This window comes from Schaalia sp. lx-260, assembly GCF_021083645.1.
Taxonomy (GTDB): domain Bacteria; phylum Actinomycetota; class Actinomycetes; order Actinomycetales; family Actinomycetaceae; genus Pauljensenia.
Genome location: NZ_JAJNRQ010000002.1, coordinates 277954 through 297573, shown reverse-complemented (window position 1 = coordinate 297573; position 19620 = coordinate 277954). Strand labels below are relative to the sequence as shown.

Here is a 19620-nt window from a genome sequence, read left to right as displayed (position 1 = left end):
GAGTGCATAGTGGCAAAAGGACCTTCCCGCCTCGAATCAGTCATCAGCTTGGCTAAACGTCGTGGTTTCGTTTTTCCCTGTGGGGAAATTTACGGCGGAACCCGATCTGCATGGGATTACGGGCCGCTCGGCGTAGAGCTGAAAGAAAATATTAAAAAACAATGGTGGCAGTATATGGTCCGTTCACGTGAAGACGTTGTAGGGCTGGATTCATCAGTTATTTTGCCCCGCGAAACATGGGTAGCCTCCGGACATGTGAAAGCCTTCACCGATCCACTTGTTGAATCGCTCCACACACACAAGCGCTACCGCGCTGATGAACTCATCGAAAACTACGCTGCGCGTAAAGGATTAGATCCTGACACTGTTGAGCTTTCAGATGTTCCAGACCCTGTTACTGGACAGCCTGGTGCTTGGACAGAGCCTCGCGCATTCTCAGGTTTACTGAAGACATACCTAGGTCCCGTAGATGACGAAGCTGGTTTGCATTACTTGCGTCCAGAAACTGCTCAAGGCATCTTCATTAACTACGCGAATGTCATGACCGCCGCACGTAAGAAACCACCTTTTGGTATCGGACAAATCGGCAAATCATTCCGTAATGAAATCACCCCTGGCAACTTCATTTTCCGGACACGTGAATTTGAACAAATGGAACTGGAATTTTTCTGTGCCCCGGGAACCGATGAAGAATGGCATCAATATTGGATTGACTATCGAAAAGCATGGTACGTTGGTTTAGGAATCGCTGAAGAAAATCTTCGTTTTTACGAGCATCCACAAGAAAAACTTTCCCACTACTCCAAGCGAACCGTTGATATCGAATACAAATTCGGTTTCCAAGGCAGTGAATGGGGTGAACTTGAAGGAATCGCTAACCGTACAGATTACGATTTAGGCGTTCACTCCGAAGCTTCAGGTGCAAAGCTTGATTACTATGACCAGCCTACCGGCGAACGGTGGACACCTTATGTTATCGAACCTTCTGCTGGCCTTACTCGTTCACTGATGGCATTCCTTATTGAGGCATATCATGAGGATCAAGCTCCGAACACAAAGGGTGGTGTTGATACTCGTACAGTGCTGCGCCTTGATCCGCGTTTGTCACCTGTGAAAGCAGCCGTATTCCCACTCTCACGTAAAGACGAACTCACCGGTCCTGCTCGTGAACTCGCCGCTGAACTACGTACATTGTGGAATATTGAATACGATGACGCGGGAGCGGTTGGACGTCGTTATCGTCGTCAAGATGAAATTGGTACCCCTTACTGCATCACCTACGACTTTGACTCAGTAAATGATGGAGCTGTTACTATTCGTGACCGTGACACAATGACTCAAGAACGCGTAGCACTTGCTGAAGTAAAAACCTGGCTGATCGAACGACTCGGAGCTTGCTGAGTGCCTGAAAATCCAGTACATGTCAGCGGCCCAACCCCAGCATTCGAGGTTGGGCCACTGCGCGTCTGGTCACCTGTCGTTCTTGCGCCAATGGCTGGGGTTACTGACGCGCCTTTTCGTCGCCTTTGCCGCGAATACGGAGAAAGCGGATTACCTGATCGTTGGTTTGAAAATCATGTGCCGACACCTCGTATAGATGCTCCCTCGGGTCTATATGTGATGGAAATGGTCACGTCACGAGCTTTTGTTGAAGGATCTGCGCGTACTTTTGACATGTTGCGCCCTGATCCTGCTGAGCGTGTTCGTTCTGTACAACTTTACGGCGTGAATCCAACAGTAATGGCACAGGCTGCGCGGCTTTTAGTTGACCAAGATCTTGCAGATCATATTGATCTGAATTTTGGTTGCCCTGTCCCTAAAGTTACCCGTAAAGGCGGGGGAGCGGCACTACCCTGGAAAAAAGATTTATTCACTGATCTTGTGACCAGCGTTGTACATGCAACAGAATCAGCGAGTGTGCACCGTGATGTCACTGTGCCGGTCACAATTAAAATGCGTATTGGTATTGATGAGGAACACCATACCTACATGGATGCTGCTCGCATCGCGGAAAAAGCGGGAGTAGCTGCTGTTGCTTTACATGCTCGAACGCAAACGCAACACTATTCAGGTAAAGCACGATGGGAACATATTGCCCGTCTGAAAGACAGACTTAAAATCCCAGTACTTGGCAATGGTGATGTTTTTTCTGGTGCTGATGCTCTTGCCATGATGAATGATACTGGTTGTGACGCTGTTGTTGTTGGGCGTGGCTGCCAAGGGCGCCCTTGGATTTTCCGTGATCTTGTACGGGCACTGCATGGTTTGCCGGAATTACAAGGACCAACGTTACGACAAGTAGCTGCAATCATTGAAAAACATGCACAGTGGGTTGTTGAAAAAGAAAATGATGAGTTCCGTGCTTTGCGTGAAATGCGTAAACATGTGGGATGGTATTTACGAGGCTTTGCAATAGGTGGGCCAATCCGTGGAGCCTTAAATAAAGTGTCCTCATTGGGGGAACTTCATGAACGTTTACATGCTTTAGACTTAGATCAGCCTTTTCCTAAAGCCGCGCAAGGGCCACGAGGACGCGCGGGGGGAGAAAAAACCCCGCATTTGCCGGATGGGTGGCTAGACTCACCATACTTAACTCCTGCGCAAAAAGAGCAACTACATTTAGCTGAGGACGGTGCTGATGGTGGATAACATCATCACAGTGGGACGTGACGGACAATCTGCACGAGGGACTATCACTTTTGGTTCACGTACACGCATTATCATTCCCTTGACCGCGCAGACATGTGATGAACTGGCCTGCCAGATACGCCGCGCCTCAAAATATCCTCATGACATGTATGAATGGCGCTTTGATTTTTTCAAGGAAAATACGCAAACAGCATATGATACTTTGATAAGTGAGGTGGACAGTCCAATTCTAGCAACTTATCGCACCCAATATGAGGGAGGCGAAGGTCAAGCTTCGCATGCGCAATATCATGAGATTATACGAAACCTTGCTTCCCGATATGACGCCGTTGATATCGAGATACAACGTGAGGGTTCAGCAGAACTTATTCACGAAGCTCACCAATTAGGGGCTACTGTCATTGCTTCTTTTCATAATTTCACGGCTACACCATCTTCCTCGTATTTACGTGACATTGTGACTCGTCAGGTGCAATCTGGTGCGGATATTGTGAAATTTGCTTGCTATGCGCGAGATTCACATGATCTTCTCACGATTTTAGAAACACAAATATGGGCCCATGACACTTTTTCGCGCCCCATTATCGGCATAGGTATGGGACCTGCGGGGGCACTGACACGTATATGCGGTATCACGGCTGGTAGCTCAGCAACTTTTGCAACGGCGGAACATGCTTCAGCACCTGGGCAGATGAATGCCACGCAGGTACGACATGCTTTGGATTTACTTGAAAAATCTGTGTAATAGATGCCGTCCCCTCGCACACCCTGACAACCCCAGGAAAGAAACCTCAGAAAGGTGAGGGGATAGGTTTTACTCGCGCTACTTTGAACCAAGCGCATGCATTTGGGGCAACAGCAACAGAATTTTCAGATAAGGAAGCTGTGCCTACTGAAGAAATTAAAAACTCATGGCAATCAGGCACATGTACAGTTTCATTTGAAGTATTTAACACCACCATGACATCAGAGACCACATGGACTGAGACTCCAGAATGTGCCCACGGCAATCCCGATACCAAAGCGAAAGATGCTGTGCCTAAGGAATAACGGGAACGGATTTTAAGTGCCTCACGTATACGAGAAAGGAAAGAAGGATCATCAGAGGCAGTGTGTGGAACTGTTTTTGCTGCATGTGTCGCATATGAAAAAATACTTTCCACATCGTTCCAGGGAATATACACTGCACCCGGTAAAGATAAGCTGAAAAAAATCATGGCTGAACGCCTCTCAGATGAGGCATCGTATTCCCATGCTTTGGGTGTCTCAGCGGGATAGTGGGGCCTATGCGATAAAGCCGAATATGACCATGCATTGACTTGACCGACAGAATCATGCACATCGAAAGATTTTGACAGAACCTCATGTAAAACTGAGCTGTCCCAAGGAATGTTCTCTAATGCGGTATCACGTAAATGGTGGAACCAGTCATCTTCTAATTGACGTCGCAGAATATCAGGATTATTTATAGGTGAAGCCGCTGTTAAAACCGGTGAATTATCATCACCGCCTATTTCAGCTAAAAGTATTTGCACAAGATCAGAAAAACGAGAACGTAAAATATCAGCATCAGCATCAGGAATATCGCCGCGTACATCAGCAGGCATATCTAACATTCCTAAATCAATACCATCGATTCCAAGTGTCAAAGCAGCACGCACACGCGTTAATAAAGTGGTAATTCCTTCGGTGATATTAAAAGTGCGATCAATCGTAGGCAAAGAAGCTCCAGGAAGTACCAACAAGGCTTTGAGGTTATGCTGATGAAAGGCACTCACACACCCAGCAAGGCTGGAATCTATATCCCACACGATGTCGGGTTTCGCTGGCGTAAATGAGATCGCATGAAAACCTAACTCACTGAGTGGCTGCGCATATGCGCTTACAGCATTGAGGCAATCCTCATTCATACGAGCGGGAAAAGCGCAAATAACCGCGTCATGCCACCAAGGGGTAGGGCCAGTATGTTTGCGATGTATCCGCATTGTCCGAACAGAGGAAGCAGGAACTTCAGGAGTCACAATATACATCGTGGCATGTTCCTCTTTCACATAGGGGTTGATGAGCCGTTAGGCTGGTCACGTGAATCTTTTTTCCTACAGTGACCGTGACAAAGAACGTTGCGTACCAGAAGCAGGTAAAACGAGTTTTCGGACAGATTTTGAGCGTGACCGCGCAAGGATTTTGCACTCTGCGGCACTGCGTCGTTTAGGTGAAAAAACGCAGGTTCTTGGCCCGATGAGCAATGATTTTATTCGTACTCGTCTGACTCATTCATTAGAAGTCGCGCAGGTTGGGCGCGAGCTTGCCAAAATGTTGGGGGCTGATCCTGATGTGGTGGATGCAGCGTGTCTATCACATGATCTAGGACATCCGCCTTTTGGACATAATGGTGAAAAAATACTGGATGAATTAAGCCAACATGTCGGTGGGTACGAAGGTAATGCACAGACTCTGCGGATACTGACACGTTTAGAACCAAAAGTACGTGATCGTAGTGGAGGTGTCGCAGGCCTGAATCTGACACGTTCAACATTGGATGCTGTCTGCAAATATCCGTGGAGGCGCGCACAAGGTCCTGATCGTTCCTATTCAATGAAGAAATACTCGGTATATTCTGATGAGCAGGTGGTATTTGACTGGTTGCGTCAAGAAGCTCCTGTGGGACGTCGCTGTATTGAAGCGCAAATAATGGATTTATCCGATGACATTGCTTACTCAGTTCACGATGTAGAAGATGGTATTGCCACGGGAAAAATTAATCTGGGGCTTCTTGCAGATGAGCGTCATATTTGTGACGTGCTGGAGACAACGATGAAATGGTACAAGCCACGTTGCGGGGAAAATGATCTGGCACAGGCTTTGGAGCGTATCATTTCTTTGCGGTGCTGGCTGACCTCTTTTAACGGAGGCTGGTCAGGTCTTGCTGCTTTGAAGGATCTGACATCTGAATTGATTGGACGTTTTTGTGTGGCAACGGTGAAGGCGACACGTGAGCGTTTTGGATCGGGTTCTTTTGGACGTTACAGTGCAGATCTTATTGTTCCTGAGGGTACACGGGCAGAAATCCTTGTGTTGAAAGGATTGGCTGCACATTATGTGATGGAGCCTCGTGAAACTGAACCTGTGTACTATCAGCAGCGTACGTTACTTGCTGACCTTGTTGATGCTGTGTGGCAATCAGGTCCTGAGCATTTAGAACCGGTATTTGTTGACGCATGGCGTGAAGCTGAGGATGAGAACGCGCGATTTAGGGTAGTTATCGATCAGGTGGCTTCTTTAACAGATGTGTCAGCTTATGCGTGGCATGCTCGTCTGTGTGGTTTACTTTCCTCACAGTTGTAGAGCTTGTCGGAATCTTTGGTGCATTCCGCTGGCAGGGGAGCCAGAGACGGGCGTGTTTATGAAGGGACTTTATTTCTCAAGGTCCACTCGACTGTATGTGTGTCTTGCTCGTGCTTGCGTGTATGAATTTGCTTTTATATACGTGTACCACTATTGGCAAATAAATGTTTCACGAATCACAATGACTTTAAATCACTTTAATTGCTCATCTCATCTTAAGGAAAGACAGTTGAATGCTGTCCGTGAGGGGGCATCTATAGGTAAAGATCGCTAAAATCATTCCTATGGCAGGCTTGATCCGTAGGGAGGATATTGACGCAGTGCGTGAAGCCTCACGGATCGAAGATATCGTGAGTGAACATGTGACTTTGCGTCCAGCCGGTGTTGATTCTTTGAAAGGGCTTTGCCCGTTCCATGATGAGCGAACACCGAGTTTTCATGTGCGACCACAACTGGGACGTTGGCATTGTTTTGGTTGTGGCGAAGGCGGCGATGTTTTCTATTTCATTGAAAAGATTTCACATATCACTTTTGTTGAAGCCGTTGAATTTCTTGCATCAAAAACATCAATTACATTGCATTATGAAGAAGGCGGTCGAGCGACTCGGCAAGAAGAACCCGGACGCAGACAGCGACTTCTTGACGCACATCAAATAGCACAAGAATTTTATCAACAACAACTCGCTACTGCTCAAGCCCACGTTGGCCGTGAATTTTTAACTCAACGTGGTTTTACAGAGGCAATGTGTCGACATTTTGGTGTGGGATATGCTCCTGCTGGTTGGGATCATCTCACACGCTATTTGCGCTCTCGTGGTTTTACTGACCACGAACTACAGATCGCAGGTTTGGCTACTTCAGGTAAACGCGGGTTATATGATCGTTTTCGGGATCGTTTGGTGTGGCCGATTCGTGACATTACAGGTGCCACTGTAGGTTTTGGTGCTCGTCGTTTGGATGATTCTGACAAAGAATCACCAAAGTATCTCAACACCCCTGAGACACCTATTTATAAGAAATCGCAAGTGTTGTACGGCCTTGATTTAGCGAAAAAATCTATTATTCACAAACGCCGCATAGTCATCGTTGAAGGGTACACGGATGTGATGGCTGCTCACGTTGCAGGTGAACAGTGTGCGGTTGCTACGTGTGGTACAGCTTTTGGTTCTGAGCACGTCAAAATAGTGAGGCGGCTTTTAGGGGATGTTGCTGATCCTGCAGCAGGGGTTGTCTTATCTGATGGGCGCGCTCACGGTGGGAAAGTTATTTTTACTTTTGATGGTGATGCTGCAGGTCAAAAAGCCGCGATGCGTGCTTTCCATGAGGACCAAAACTTTGCTGCTCAGACTTTTGTTGCTGTTGAACATTCTGGAATGGATCCATGCGATTTACGTATGGCACGCGGAAATGAAGCGCTGATAGCACTGATCGAATCTCATACGCCCCTTTTTGAATTCGTGATTCGTTCAGCTTTGTCGCAAATGGACTTGAGTACTGCAGAAGGCAGAGTACAGGCCTTGCGTTTATCAGCCCCTATCCTTGCAGATATTAAAGATTATGCTTTACGTGGCGAATATATTCGTACTGTTGCTGGTTGGCTGGGAATAGGAATAAATGAAGTTGGACGTGAAGTTCAACGTGCGGGACGCGGAAATGCACGTGAAAAACGGGTACGTCCTCAGGCCTATCAAAATACTCGTAATTCTCAATCCTTGGTAGCAGCAGAACCTGTTGCACATTCGTATATGATGGGGACTTTTGATCGTGCTGTTCAGGTAGAGCGTTTAGCCTTAGCTTCCTTATTACAACATCCGATGGATGTGGTTGGCTCAGGTTTTGAGTATCTTGAGGGAGATTCTTTTCAGGTTCCGCAATTTCGCGCAGTTCATGATGCTATTCGTGCAATCGGTGGCTTAGATGCGTTTTTACAGATTTTGCGTGAACAAGAAGCTCTACACGGCAAAGGGCACGACAGCGTAATGAATGCAACGAAAGGTTTTATCGATGCGATCTGTCGTGAAATGGGGCCAGGAATAGCGGAAGTTGTTTCTGAGCTTGTTGTTACTCCTCTTCCTATTGATCGTGAAGACTACGTGCGATCTTATTGTCGTGGTGCGGTGGTGGCAATGGTTCGTATGGATTTCACACGTCGCACGGCTGACGCGCGCACTTTGGTACAGCGCTTGTCACCTCAAGATCCTCAATATAATGAAGCTTTTACTGTGCTTATGCGTTTAGAGGAGAAAAAACGTTCTTTCACTGAGCGCGATCAGTGAGTGTTTCCTTATTCGAGGCCAACACTTTCTCGGACTTCATATTCAAGACGATGAGCGAGCTTTTGACCTTCATCATTTAGAGTGCCAAAGGCTGAGAGTACTGAGAAAAGTTCACCAGTAGGCGCGCGACGTACTTGAGCCACAATACGTGTGCCATTTTCAGATATGACGTGACGCATCATGATGATGGTGTATTCGACACGTTCACGCATCATTGTCATAAATTCAGTGACATTATCATTGCGGGTGATTGCGTGAAAAGGTTCGCGTTGAGGATCAGTCCACAGAATTGATAAAGAGCGTGAAGATGCAGTCCACTGTGCGGATTGGATTTCATGCCATGCGCATCGGTCAATTATTGCGTCTGTGGCTAGATATAAAAGTTCATGTGTGCCAGCAATGAGCCAGTGACCATCTGATAGTTCAATCGACGGATATTTGCGCTCTGCGGAGGATAAGGCAGCATGAAAAGATGAGGGTATAGGCACAATTTTCCCTTTCGCTGACATGTGTGGATCTTATTAACATACAACAGGTTGCTTTACCATGATGAAAGGTGATGTATGTGTGTTGATGTATTTGAGAGTCTTTCCCATGCTATGAATCTGTGACAAGAGTAGGACTTTTACAGGTGAAGCAATACAATCTTCAAAATCACGTGTGAGCGCGAAAGAAAAAGTAAAGCAAAGAAGGAAAAGCGCTTGCACTTGTTATCAAATGTCACAACAAGCCACCCACTCGGGTGAAAAATCAGTCAAATGATGGTGCTTGCTGAAGGATCTCACGTGCAGTGGACGTATCACTGTATGCGTGTTTAATTCCTTCGATTTCTTGATACCACTCAGGTCCTTTGCCTGTAATCATAACAATGTCATCTACATGCGACTGTAAAATCGCGCGTCGCACAGCATCACGACGACAAGTACTCACTTCCGTAACATTCACACGATCAGGCCGTACGCGATCAATTCCACGTAACAAAAAATTACGAATAGACTGAGGATCCTCATAACGAGGATTTTCGTCAGTTACCCACAAAACATCAGCTTCACGTGCGGCAACAGCGCCTAAATCCTCTCGCTTTGATGGGTCACGCTCACCATCAGTTCCAAAAACAACGCTCACACGACCTGTAGTAAGATCACGTGCTGTTCGTAGTGTCCACTCAAGCCCTTCAGGTGTATGAGCAAAATCAACAATAACAAGCGGCTGATCGGTGCGAGCAGGATTAACTATTTCCATACGACCAGGAATCTGATCTGCATGTGCAAGGGATGCAATAACCTCATCAATATCTAACCCTAAAGTGAGCGCCGATATGAAGGCTGCAACAGCATTTTGCACATTCACGCTACCTAATATTGGAAGCGAAAGACGATAGGAATCACCCTGCGGGGACTGAAGGGTAAAAATAGTGCTGTGGGTATCTCTGTCACAATGTATCTCGCGCGCGCACCAATCAGCAGGCGTATCAGTCATAGCGGCATAGGTGACGTGGGGAATTGAGGTTTCACGAGCCAAACGTTGACCCCATACATCATCGACACATATCACTCCAAAACGGGCATGTTGTGGGGTGAAAAGTTCTTTTTTCGCCTCGAAATAATTCTCCATATCACCGTAATAATCAAGGTGATCGTGCTGAAGATTCGTAAATACAGCGACGTCGAAAATAATGTCATGCACACGTCCCAGGCTGAGTGCATGTGAAGATGTTTCCACAATTGCAGCACCGAGATTCTTTTGCGCAGCAAGATCTAAAAATCTGTAGACGACAGGTGATTCTGCAGTGGTTTTTTGAGAAAGAAACTCAACGTCCCCTACATGGGTTTGCACAGTTCCACACAACGCTGCATCTGGATAAGTGCCACGTAAAGCTGAACGCATTAAATACGTGGTCGTTGTTTTACCATTTGTTCCGGTGACAGCGAGTGTGCGAATACGTGTTGCTGGATCATGATGTATTACTGAGGCGATAGTGGCAGCAGCAAAACGTGGATCTTGAACGACTACTACAGGAATATTTGTTGATATTTCTTTGATAATTTGTGCTCCCGCAGAATCAGTGACAACAGCAACTGCTCCGCCAGCAACAGCCTGGGGAAAAAAACATGCTCCATGTTGAACAAGACCTGCAACAGCAACGAAAATCCACCCCTGTTCAATATCGGATGAATTAACGGTGACTCCACTGACAGGCGTATCCCACCCTTGATGACCATGTATGACCAAAGTGGCATCTTCTATACGAGATACTGCCTCGGAAAAAGAAAGAGGACGAACATCTGGACGAATATCACGAACGGTCATAGTCATACGCCCTATCTTAGGCTCGGATTGTGGCTTAACGGAGGGTCATCCGACGACGTGCCGCATAAGGACGATAGCATTCGGAAATATGAGACCTTTGACGTACCGTGAGGCACAGCATCGTAGTCAGATACTTGATCTGAAATACATGGATGTTTTTGTTGATTTAAGCTCAGCGGGCCTTATGCAGGAAAATACGTATCCTGTATCGTCAACTTTAACCGTGCAAGCCACAGAACCAACGGTAGTCATAGATTTCACAGGCATAGTTGACATTGTTTGCCTTAATGGGCAACCGCATCCTTTTACATATGCAGATGACCGGATCACTGTATGCGGTATTCCTCCACATGAAAATTGTGACATCACAGTGAGAGGACATGCTTTTTTCTCTCGTACAGGGGAAGGCCTTCACCGCTATAAAGACCCTGAAGATGAACGTATCTACTTATACACTCAGTTCGAACCGCAAGACGCGCATAGGGCGTGGCCGTGTTTTGACCAGCCGGATATGAAAGCTCCGTGGCATTTTACGGTCAAAGCACCTGCCCACTGGGTGGTGACTTCAAATGGCGTGGATAAAGCAGTTCTGAACGCGACTTTCTTAGGAAAGTTCCAAGAATCAGCAACTATCGAACATGATTTCACCGTAACAGAACCGCTTCCGGCCTACATCACAGCTCTTGTCGCGGGAGAGTACGCAGTAATTGATGGAGGCACGTGGTCAGGAGGAGCGAGTGGCCAGGGCGCGGATGGAAAATATGTGACTATTCCTTTACGTCTTATGTGTCGTACAGCTTTAGCGCCCTATGTGGATAGTGATGATATTTTCGAGGTTACTCGTTCTGGCCTTGATTTTTTCCATGAGCGTTACGGATTAACATATCCGTGGGGGTCATACGATCAGGTTTTTGTTCCAGAGTACAACTTGGGCGCTATGGAAAACCCTGGGTGCGTTACTTTCACGGAAAGCTTTCTTTCACGCGATACGCTCACATGGGCGCAACGTCAAAGACGTGCAAATACTATCCTTCACGAAATGAGCCACATGTGGTTCGGGGATCTTGTCACCCCACGCTGGTGGAATGATTTATGGCTGAAAGAATCATTTGCTGACCACCAAGGAACCCTCGCTGCTGCAACGGCGACACAGTACACAGGGGAGTGGGCTTCTTTTGCGATTGCCCGTAAAGCATGGGCTTATCAGCAGGATCAGTTACCGACAACTCATCCTATTCTTGCTGATATTCCTGACGTGACAGCAGCAAAAAATAACTTCGACGGCATCACATACGCCAAAGGTGCCTCTGTTCTTAAACAATTGGTGGCATGGGTCGGCGATGAGGCTTTCTATGCTGCGGCACGGGCGTATTTTACGAAATTCGCTTTTGCTTCAGCCCAGATGTCGGATCTTCTGGAGTGTCTTTCTAAAGCATGTGGACAAGATTTATCACAATGGGCTCACACGTGGCTTGATACGACGGGCCCCACATTTTTGCGTACAGATATGGAAACTGATGAGGATGGGCGTATCCTTACATTTGACCTTATCCATATGAATAATGCCGATGATCTGGCTGAAGAATATGCTGACGCTTATCCGCTGCCGCCCACTGTTATACGTCCTCATCGTCTTATCATTTCAACCTGGGCTATACGAGATGACATTTTGGTTCGCACACACCGTTTTGATGTGCGTACAGATACGCAGCGCACAGCTATTGACACAGATGGCGTCCTTGCATACTCGGGGGCGATTGAGGACGTGCAGCTTATTGTCATCAATGATGAGGACCTGACATACGCAGTTTCGTTTTTTGATGAAAATTCTGCGGCAATTGCTTTGAAATATGTCAGTAGCTGTCCTACGCCTATTACCCGTGCAGTGATGTGGTCTACCGTGTGGAATATGGTCAGGGAAGCTCTTATATCACCTGCGGAATATATGAAATCAGTATTGCAACATGCTCCTGATGAAAGTGAAGAACCTGTTGTTCGTCGACTCATTGATACCTGCGTGACAGTATTTGACTCCTATCTGCCATACGAGGAACGTCGGAGCCAAGCCCTCACCTGTATGCAACGTATTGAGGATTTATACGACTCTGGTCGCATACGTGCAGGAAGTGGGGCAGAGCGCGAATGGCTCCGTTTATACTGCGCCGCAGCGCGATATGTACTCACCTGTGACCTGGAATCTTTACCTCATTCCACTGAAGGTGGTAATGGCCTACGTGAATTGTCACAAGGCTTCTGGCGAGGCAGACAAGTCACACGCGCAACCATATGGCAGGCGCGTACAGTACTGGCTGCACACGGTGCAGTTACCTGCGATCAGCTTAATGCGTGGCTGGCAGAAGACATGTCTGGCGAAACAGTGACTCGTCATCGTCAAGCACTCAGTGCTTTACCTGATGCCCAACTGCGAAGCGCACGATGGCAAGAAGTATTGTCAGGAACTTTGTCGAATGATGATTTATCTGCCACATTAGCGGGATTACGCATGTCAACACAGAATGAAGGAATTGATCCTCACGCCTTTTTTGATGAAGTAGTTTCTTTATGGAATCGCTCAAGTATCGGCATAGGAATTCGTTTTGTGGCAGGAGCTTTTCCACATGACCGTCGTATATGTTCATCAGAGGATGTACACGCATGGTTAGAGGAAAACCCTCACATTCCTCAAGCCTTACAACGGTTACTTGTGGAAGAAAACGATCATTTGCGTCGCGCTGAACGTATACAAGATGCAGATTTTACGTCTTTTGCCTGTAGGCACTCAGTGTGAATATGAATATGGGAAAAAGAATGATTGAAAATCCAAGTCTCCCACCGGATGGGCAGGATAGACCTCCTTATTCATATGATCCTGCGGCCTCTATGTCACTGCTTACTCAGCTATTGAATAATCCCTTAGATTCGGGGTATGAATCATGGCCGCTGGTAAACCCTTCACGTCGTATGCGCTGGATATATCGTTTTCTTGTTGCCGTATGTGCCGTAGGAATAGGGATTTCTTCTGTCGCAATTGTTCGTGCTTTGCATGCGGCAAATTCTCACAATATCCGTGACGAACTTATTCAGCGTGCTCATGATAAACAACAGACAGTCATTCAGCTTGAAGGAGAAGTTACAGATACTCACACTTCTTTGCGTAGCTTAAGTGAGAGTACATGGCAGACAACTTCTATTGATTCCTCGCTACGTGTGACCACTGCCAGCGCGCCGGTAGCTGGTCCGGGCCTCACTGTCACTCTTACCGATGCTTCGCAAGGACTGGCAACTGATAAATCTTCGCAGGGGCGTGTTCGGGATCAAGATCTTCGTATGGTCGTGAATGCTTTATGGGCTGCGGGAGCTGACAGTATCAGTATTAATGGGAATCGTGTAGCCCCCGGAACCTTTATACGGACAGCAGGCAGCACAATACTTGTGAATGTGACAGCGATTCAGTCACCGTATGAAGTGAGTGCAATTGGTGATGCGAATACCTTATCGACGGCTTTGGTGCGCGGCTATACAGGTGATTACCTTTCAAGTGCAGAGTCACTGCTCGGGATCTCTGTGCGAGCGGCGGCAGCTCCTCATATCACAATGAGTGCTTTGGATCTGCGCAATATTCGTTATGCTGAACCTGTAGTAACAAAAGAAGGGCAATAACACTATGATTGCGGTTCTTGGTCTTGTTCTTGGAATCATCGTCGGCTATTTTCTTGATCCGACTGTTCCTGTATGGCTTCAACCTTTCCTTCCGGTCGCGGTAGTTGCAGGTCTTGATGCGCTTTTTGGAGCAGCACGCGCATGGCTTGAAGGAAAATTTCAAGATCGTGTTTTTGTTACCTCCTTTTTCTGGAATGTTGTTGTTGCTTGTTTGCTTGTTTCCCTTGGGACCCAACTGGGTGTGGGGTCTGCAATGACAACAGCTGTTGTGGTGGTTTTAGGGATTCGTATTTTCTCTAATACCGCTTCGATTCGTCGGCTGCTATTAAAGGCATAACTTATGGCGGATGAGGCACGTTTTCCGATATTAGGCGTAAAAAAACCTGTAGATGATGGCTCTGAAGCAGCTTCGCGTCTGGAGTATAAGTTTTCATATGCGCATCGAATAAAAGAGGCTTTTCTTGGTGTTCCGCGTGCTATGCACCTGTTACTTTTGCTGATTTGCTTGCTTCTCGGCTTTGCTTTAGTTACGCAGGTGCGGGCGCAGCAACATGATCCTTTGGAATCTTTAGATCAAGAAGATCTTGTGGTTTTGTTGAGTGAACTTGATGCGCGCGAGCGGGATCTCCGTCAGGAAAGTTACGAGCTTCAGAAGCAATTGGATGAAATTAAAAGTGCGGAATCTGAACATGAGGCTGCACAAGAGGCTGCTCGTCAGACAAAACAGTTGGCGGATATTATTGCAGGGCTTTTGCCGGTTCACGGTGAGGGAGTGCAAATGACGGTTGCGGATCCAATAGGGTCATTAACACCTGCTCAATTTGTCATGCTTTTAGGTGAGCTACGTAATGCTGGGGCAGAGGCGATAGATCTGAATGGTATTCGTTTGAATGTGCGCTCATCTTTTACCTCAGATGAGTCAGGTATTTTACTTGACGGCAAGCGTATATCTTCGCCGTATCAATGGAAAGTGGTAGGTCCTGCGCGAACGATTGCTACGGCCTTGGAAATCCAAGCGGGTGCTGCGGCACAAATGCGTGCAAAAAACGCGTCAGTCGATGTTATAACAACAACTGATATTGTGATCGATAGCATAGCTCAGGTTTTTACTCCGCAATGGGCGCGTATCTCATAAGAAATGGCAGCAGTGGACGTAACTTGCCTGTAGGCGCAACAATGGAATTAGTTTTAGAATAGCTGAGCAGATAGACAGTTATACGCAGGAGGTATGCCATGGAGCAACAGGAATTCGATCCTACGGCTACGTCTGTTTTTAAGATCCCACTCGTGGATGATTCACAGGTGGATATTCCTGCGTTATCGGCTGTTGATCGTGAGGCTGTTGCTGCTTTACCTGCAGGTTCTGCTTTATTAATAGTCCAGCGTGGCCCAAATACGGGCGCGCGTTTTTTGCTCACTCCTGAAGTAACTCAGGCTGGTCGCTCACCTAAATCAGATATATTTTTAGATGATGTGACAGTATCGCGTCATCATTGTCAATTTATTGCTCATGAAGGTGTGCATATTGTGCGTGATTCGGGTTCTTTGAATGGCACTTACGTGAATCGTGAGCGCGTGGAGCAGGTGGTTCTTTCTGCAGGTGATGAGGTGCAGATTGGTAAGTATCGTTTAACCTACCATCCTTCGCATGTCTTATGAGTAACGCAGTTTCACAACCTCTGTATGAGGAAGGCGATTCTCTTTCTGTCTCACCGTGGCCACGTGGAGTTTCGCATGAGGCAGTATTAACTATCGGTCAGGTTGTAGAGATTTTGACCGGCGAGTTTCCTGCGGTTACTTTGTCGAAGATTCGTTATTTAGAGGATCAAGGCCTTGTGGCTCCTCAGCGTACAGGGTCAGGTTATCGGAAGTATTCGCGGGCAGATGTAGAGCGTTTGCGTTTCATTTTGATGCGTCAGCGTGATTCTTTTGCTCCGTTGCGTGTTATTGGTGATGAATTACGTGCTCTGGATGCTGGGCAGGAAGTGGAACCGGTTCCAACTGCACGTGTTGTTGCTTCAGAAGGTCGAGTTGTTTTGCCGGGTAATCGTCCTTTGATACCGGCTCGTGACGTAGCTGATCTTGCAGGAACGGATGTGGAAACTCTTGAGCGTTACTCGCGTTTGGGGCTAATTACACCGGATTTGAGTGGCTATTTCCCGTCACGCTGTGTTCAAGTAGTGCGTTTAGTTGTTCTTTTAGAGTCGCATGGTGTGGATGCGCGTACTTTACGTACTGTGCGTAATAGTGCGGAGCGTTGTGCGGATCTTATTGACCAGACAGTATCATCGCAACGTTCGCGTCGCCGTGCTTCTGATATGGAAAAGGCTGCTGCGCGTTCAATGGAGTTCGGTGAACTATTCGGTGATTTGTACCAAGAAATGCTGCGTGTGTCACTTTCTCAGCTAAATGAGCACGGGACTAAACCTTCACGTTAAACTTGAGATTTAGGCGCGCCGTGTAAATTATTGACCACAGGCACAATAATGCATAGCGTAGTACCAGTGACTTACCCGTTATTTTCACATAAGGACCACCAGTGAACACAAGTTCTGTGCCGAATGTGCCAGCCGCACGTCAAGGCTTACTTTTTGGCGATACGCTGGTTGACCAAGATGACGATTTAGGATACCGCGGCCCTGTTGCTTGTGCTGCTGCGGGAATTACTTACCGTCAGCTTGATTATTGGGCACGTACAGGATTATTACAGCCATCGGTGCGTGCAGCTCGTGGCTCTGGTTCTCAAAGACTATATTCTTTTAAGGACATCCTTGTTCTGAAGATTGTGAAGAAACTGCTAGATGCAGGTGTTTCACTTCAGCAGGTTCGTACAGCCGTCACTCAAATGCATAACAGGGGAGTGGAAGATCTTTCCTCTATCACGCTGATGAGCGATGGAGCTTCTGTTTACGAATGTACATCAACTGAAGAAGTCATCGATCTTTTACAAGGTGGCCAAGGAGTTTTTGGTATCGCTGTCGGGCGCGTATGCAGGGAAGTTGAAGGCTCGCTTGCAGATTTGCCTGTTGAGCAAGCTGAGCTTTCCGTGGTAGATGACTTAGCTGAGCGTCGCAGAATGAAACGTTCCGTATCCTGATCGTAAGGATATCTAGTAAATCTGCCCTTTCCCTGAATCATGCAGGGGAGGGCAGTACTGCTTAAGCATGCGTGTTACTTTTATCGCGCAGCAGACTCGTGCGCACCGTATATCCAGTGTCAAGATCAATGATTTCAACACTGACAATGCCATGAACATCAACGTGGTATTTTTCTTGTACAAGTGGACCATCGGATGTGCGCTCAATGGGTACGCATGACAGGTCGATTGTTCCCACTTGTAAATTACGATGGAAAGGCATAAAAACCTCAGCTAGCGGAGCTATTTCTCCGCGAGGCACACCAGTTTCATCGACACGTGTGTACTCAATAAAACGGAAATATCCAATATTATGAGCCGCTCTGTATGTTCGAGTGACGGTAATTTCTTTATGTGAATTCAAGCGTAATTCAGGTTCAAGAAGGCAATCAAAAGCCACTTCATCACCATAATCAGCTTCACGGAAAACACCCATACCACGAGCTAAAGTATCACGTACCGTGTAGCCTGCTTCAACATCAGCAGCAATTGCAAGACCAATCGCTGTGGAAGCTGAAGCATGGGGTGAACGATGAACGCGGCGACCATATTCTGTGCGTAATATGCGCGAGACGAGGGGGAGTTCAGCACCGCCACCGACAACATATACGCCTGCTACATTTTCTGGAAGGATGAAACGAGCCTCATCTGATTTATGGAGCAGAGGAGTCAGTGTCGCTAAAGTTTCATCAACAAGATCTGTTGCTGCTTCATAAAAATCTGTAACAGGAATCGTCACAATTTTTCCGCAAACCTCAAGTGTCATGAAACGTGTATTTGCATGAAGTGATTCTTTGACTTCGCAGCAGTGAGTGACCAGTTGTGCCCATTCCATATCAGTTAAATCGGCACTAGACAGGGAAGCGGCGCGTAAAGCCATTTGTGCAAGGAGAATATCGAAGTCATCACCGCCGAGCATATTATGACCACGAGAAGCAATGACCTCATGCTGTGTTCCCTGAGCACTCACAATTGAAGCATCAAATGTGCCACCGCCTAAGTCGTAGACCATAATTGTTGTGCGTTTGGAATTCAGGGTTCCGGCATGGCGATGTGTATATTCAAAGCCTGCAGCAGAAGGCTCATTTACCATTGAAAGAACTGACCATCCCGCATTACGGAATGCCTCAATGGTCATGAAACGTTGTCCTGAATGAGCGTGTGCAGGAATACCAACCGCAGCTTCTAAAAGTGTGTCGTCATTGCATAATGAGGTGATGGATGAGGATTCACGTAGTTGTGTGGCAACATGGTGCAGAAAACGGGTCACAATATCGACAATGAAGAAGTCACGATGAGCAATACGCACAGTGGTGGAAGCTGTTATCTGAGGGTCAGCAAGTAAGCGTTTGAAAGAGCGGAGGCTGGGATAGCCTTGTGCGGCGAGGTCTTGTGCTTCATGCCCAAAAACAAGAGTGTTATCTTTGAGGGTGACAACTGAAGGTATGTGTTCGTGTAGGTCACCGTTGGAATCTTCAAAAGAAACAACAGGGTAATTTCCTCGATCAACATAGGCTACAGTGGTACGCGAGGTTCCAAAATCTACACCTAATCTCATGTGTGTAAGCCTAGCCTGTATAGCGCATATTTGATGAAAGGCGTGGCTGGAAAGATGAATTTTATAAAGGGACAGTGCAGGTAGAAACCTGTGTGTTTTATCTGCGCGGTGACTGGAGGTTATTTCTATTTATTCAGGAGAGTGGAATCCATTCGATTAAAACTGACATAATATTCATTATCGGCTTATTACGTATTTGCGTGAAAAAATGAATGACTTTCTCGCTCAAATCCAAAAAACCTTCTCAGTGCGCTATAATACTTTGGCTTATTACCTGTTCGATATCAGGAGGAACTGTGGCAGATCGCGCGCTTCGTGGCATGCAAATTGGCGCTAAGTCAATGGAATCCGAAGAAGGTGTCGTCTTTGCAGACCGATACATTGTTCGCTACATGTGTGCTAATGGTCATGAATTTGACGTGACCTTATCAACAGAAGCCACTGCGCCCGCGACATGGGAATGTCGATGTGGTTTAGTTGCCGACCTTCTTGGCGATGCTACAGAAGATGAAGATCAAAAAGTAAATAAACCTGTGCGAACGCACTGGGACATGTTATGCGAACGGCGCACTATGGAAGAACTTGAAGAAGTGCTCAATGAGCAGCTCACTCTTTTACGTGAAGGCCGTTTACGTCCTGAAGGCTCTTACCAAAAAACTTCATAAAATATGATTCTCTTTTCATGC

The 19620-nt window shown here is 46.9% G+C and carries 17 protein-coding genes; 13 read left to right on the top strand and 4 right to left on the bottom strand.

Annotated elements, in window-relative coordinates:
* Positions 1-9 precede the first annotated feature (9 nt).
* Genes LRP57_RS03275 through aroD form a run of 3 tightly spaced genes read left to right on the top strand, consistent with a single transcriptional unit; the run spans position 10 to position 3394 of the window.
* A complete protein-coding gene (locus LRP57_RS03275; RefSeq protein ID WP_231205092.1) occupies positions 10-1401 on the top strand; it encodes a glycine--tRNA ligase in 1392 nt (463 codons plus the stop codon).
* Positions 1402-2649, top strand: a complete 1248-nt coding sequence (gene dusB, locus LRP57_RS03270) for a tRNA dihydrouridine synthase DusB (protein WP_331274736.1) — start codon at positions 1402-1404, stop codon at positions 2647-2649.
* Entirely contained in the window at positions 2639-3394 is a 756-nt protein-coding gene (aroD, locus tag LRP57_RS03265) for a type I 3-dehydroquinate dehydratase (RefSeq protein ID WP_231205090.1), read from the top strand. Before dusB ends, aroD begins: the two co-directional genes overlap by 11 nt.
* A gap of 46 nt (positions 3395-3440) precedes the next feature.
* On the opposite strand, the gene LRP57_RS03260 is transcribed toward aroD, so the two are convergent.
* Positions 3441-4679 carry a hypothetical protein gene (locus tag LRP57_RS03260; protein WP_231205088.1) on the bottom strand — a complete coding sequence of 413 codons (1239 nt, stop codon included), beginning with the start codon at positions 4677-4679 and terminating at the stop codon, positions 3441-3443.
* 52 nt (positions 4680-4731) lie between these two features.
* Here LRP57_RS03260 and LRP57_RS03255 point away from each other — a divergent pair, with 52 nt between their 5' ends.
* Positions 4732-5994, top strand: a complete 1263-nt coding sequence (locus tag LRP57_RS03255) for a deoxyguanosinetriphosphate triphosphohydrolase (RefSeq protein ID WP_231205086.1) — start codon at positions 4732-4734, stop codon at positions 5992-5994.
* 284 nt (positions 5995-6278) lie between these two features.
* Complete coding sequence (gene dnaG / locus LRP57_RS03250; RefSeq protein WP_231205084.1) at positions 6279-8270, top strand: DNA primase; 1992 nt, start codon at positions 6279-6281, stop codon at positions 8268-8270.
* Between the two features lie 8 nt (positions 8271-8278).
* On the opposite strand, the gene LRP57_RS03245 is transcribed toward dnaG, so the two are convergent.
* Positions 8279-8779 carry a hypothetical protein gene (locus LRP57_RS03245; protein WP_231205082.1) on the bottom strand — a complete coding sequence of 167 codons (501 nt, stop codon included), beginning with the start codon at positions 8777-8779 and terminating at the stop codon, positions 8279-8281.
* Positions 8780-9020: 241 nt separating this feature from the next.
* Complete coding sequence (locus LRP57_RS03240; RefSeq protein ID WP_231205080.1) at positions 9021-10586, bottom strand: UDP-N-acetylmuramoyl-L-alanyl-D-glutamate--2,6-diaminopimelate ligase; 1566 nt, start codon at positions 10584-10586, stop codon at positions 9021-9023.
* A gap of 82 nt (positions 10587-10668) precedes the next feature.
* On the opposite strand from LRP57_RS03240, the gene pepN reads away from it, so the two are divergent.
* From pepN to LRP57_RS03205, 7 genes are all read left to right on the top strand, one after another.
* Positions 10669-13368, top strand: a complete 2700-nt coding sequence (gene pepN, locus LRP57_RS03235) for an aminopeptidase N (RefSeq protein WP_231205078.1) — start codon at positions 10669-10671, stop codon at positions 13366-13368.
* A 92-nt stretch (positions 13369-13460) separates the two neighbouring features.
* Positions 13461-14240 carry a DUF881 domain-containing protein gene (locus LRP57_RS03230; RefSeq protein ID WP_231205076.1) on the top strand — a complete coding sequence of 260 codons (780 nt, stop codon included), beginning with the start codon at positions 13461-13463 and terminating at the stop codon, positions 14238-14240.
* A 4-nt stretch (positions 14241-14244) separates the two neighbouring features.
* A complete protein-coding gene (locus tag LRP57_RS03225) occupies positions 14245-14577 on the top strand; it encodes a small basic family protein (protein ID WP_231205074.1) in 333 nt (110 codons plus the stop codon).
* 3 nt (positions 14578-14580) lie between these two features.
* Positions 14581-15375, top strand: a complete 795-nt coding sequence (locus LRP57_RS03220) for a DUF881 domain-containing protein (RefSeq protein WP_231205072.1) — start codon at positions 14581-14583, stop codon at positions 15373-15375.
* A gap of 98 nt (positions 15376-15473) precedes the next feature.
* On the top strand, positions 15474-15899 hold the full coding sequence (locus LRP57_RS03215) for an FHA domain-containing protein (protein WP_231205070.1): 426 nt from the start codon (positions 15474-15476) through the stop codon (positions 15897-15899).
* Positions 15896-16678, top strand: a complete 783-nt coding sequence (gene ftsR, locus LRP57_RS03210) for a transcriptional regulator FtsR (RefSeq protein ID WP_231205068.1) — start codon at positions 15896-15898, stop codon at positions 16676-16678. Before LRP57_RS03215 ends, ftsR begins: the two co-directional genes overlap by 4 nt.
* Before the next feature lie 101 nt (positions 16679-16779).
* Entirely contained in the window at positions 16780-17337 is a 558-nt protein-coding gene (locus LRP57_RS03205; protein WP_331274735.1) for a MerR family transcriptional regulator, read from the top strand.
* 61 nt (positions 17338-17398) lie between these two features.
* Here LRP57_RS03205 and LRP57_RS03200 read toward each other — a convergent pair whose 3' ends face one another.
* Complete coding sequence (locus LRP57_RS03200) at positions 17399-18934, bottom strand: Hsp70 family protein (RefSeq protein ID WP_231205066.1); 1536 nt, start codon at positions 18932-18934, stop codon at positions 17399-17401.
* A 296-nt stretch (positions 18935-19230) separates the two neighbouring features.
* Between LRP57_RS03200 and LRP57_RS03195 the strand changes: the two genes are divergently transcribed.
* Complete coding sequence (locus tag LRP57_RS03195; RefSeq protein WP_231205064.1) at positions 19231-19599, top strand: RNA polymerase-binding protein RbpA; 369 nt, start codon at positions 19231-19233, stop codon at positions 19597-19599.
* Positions 19600-19620: the final 21 nt, after the last annotated feature.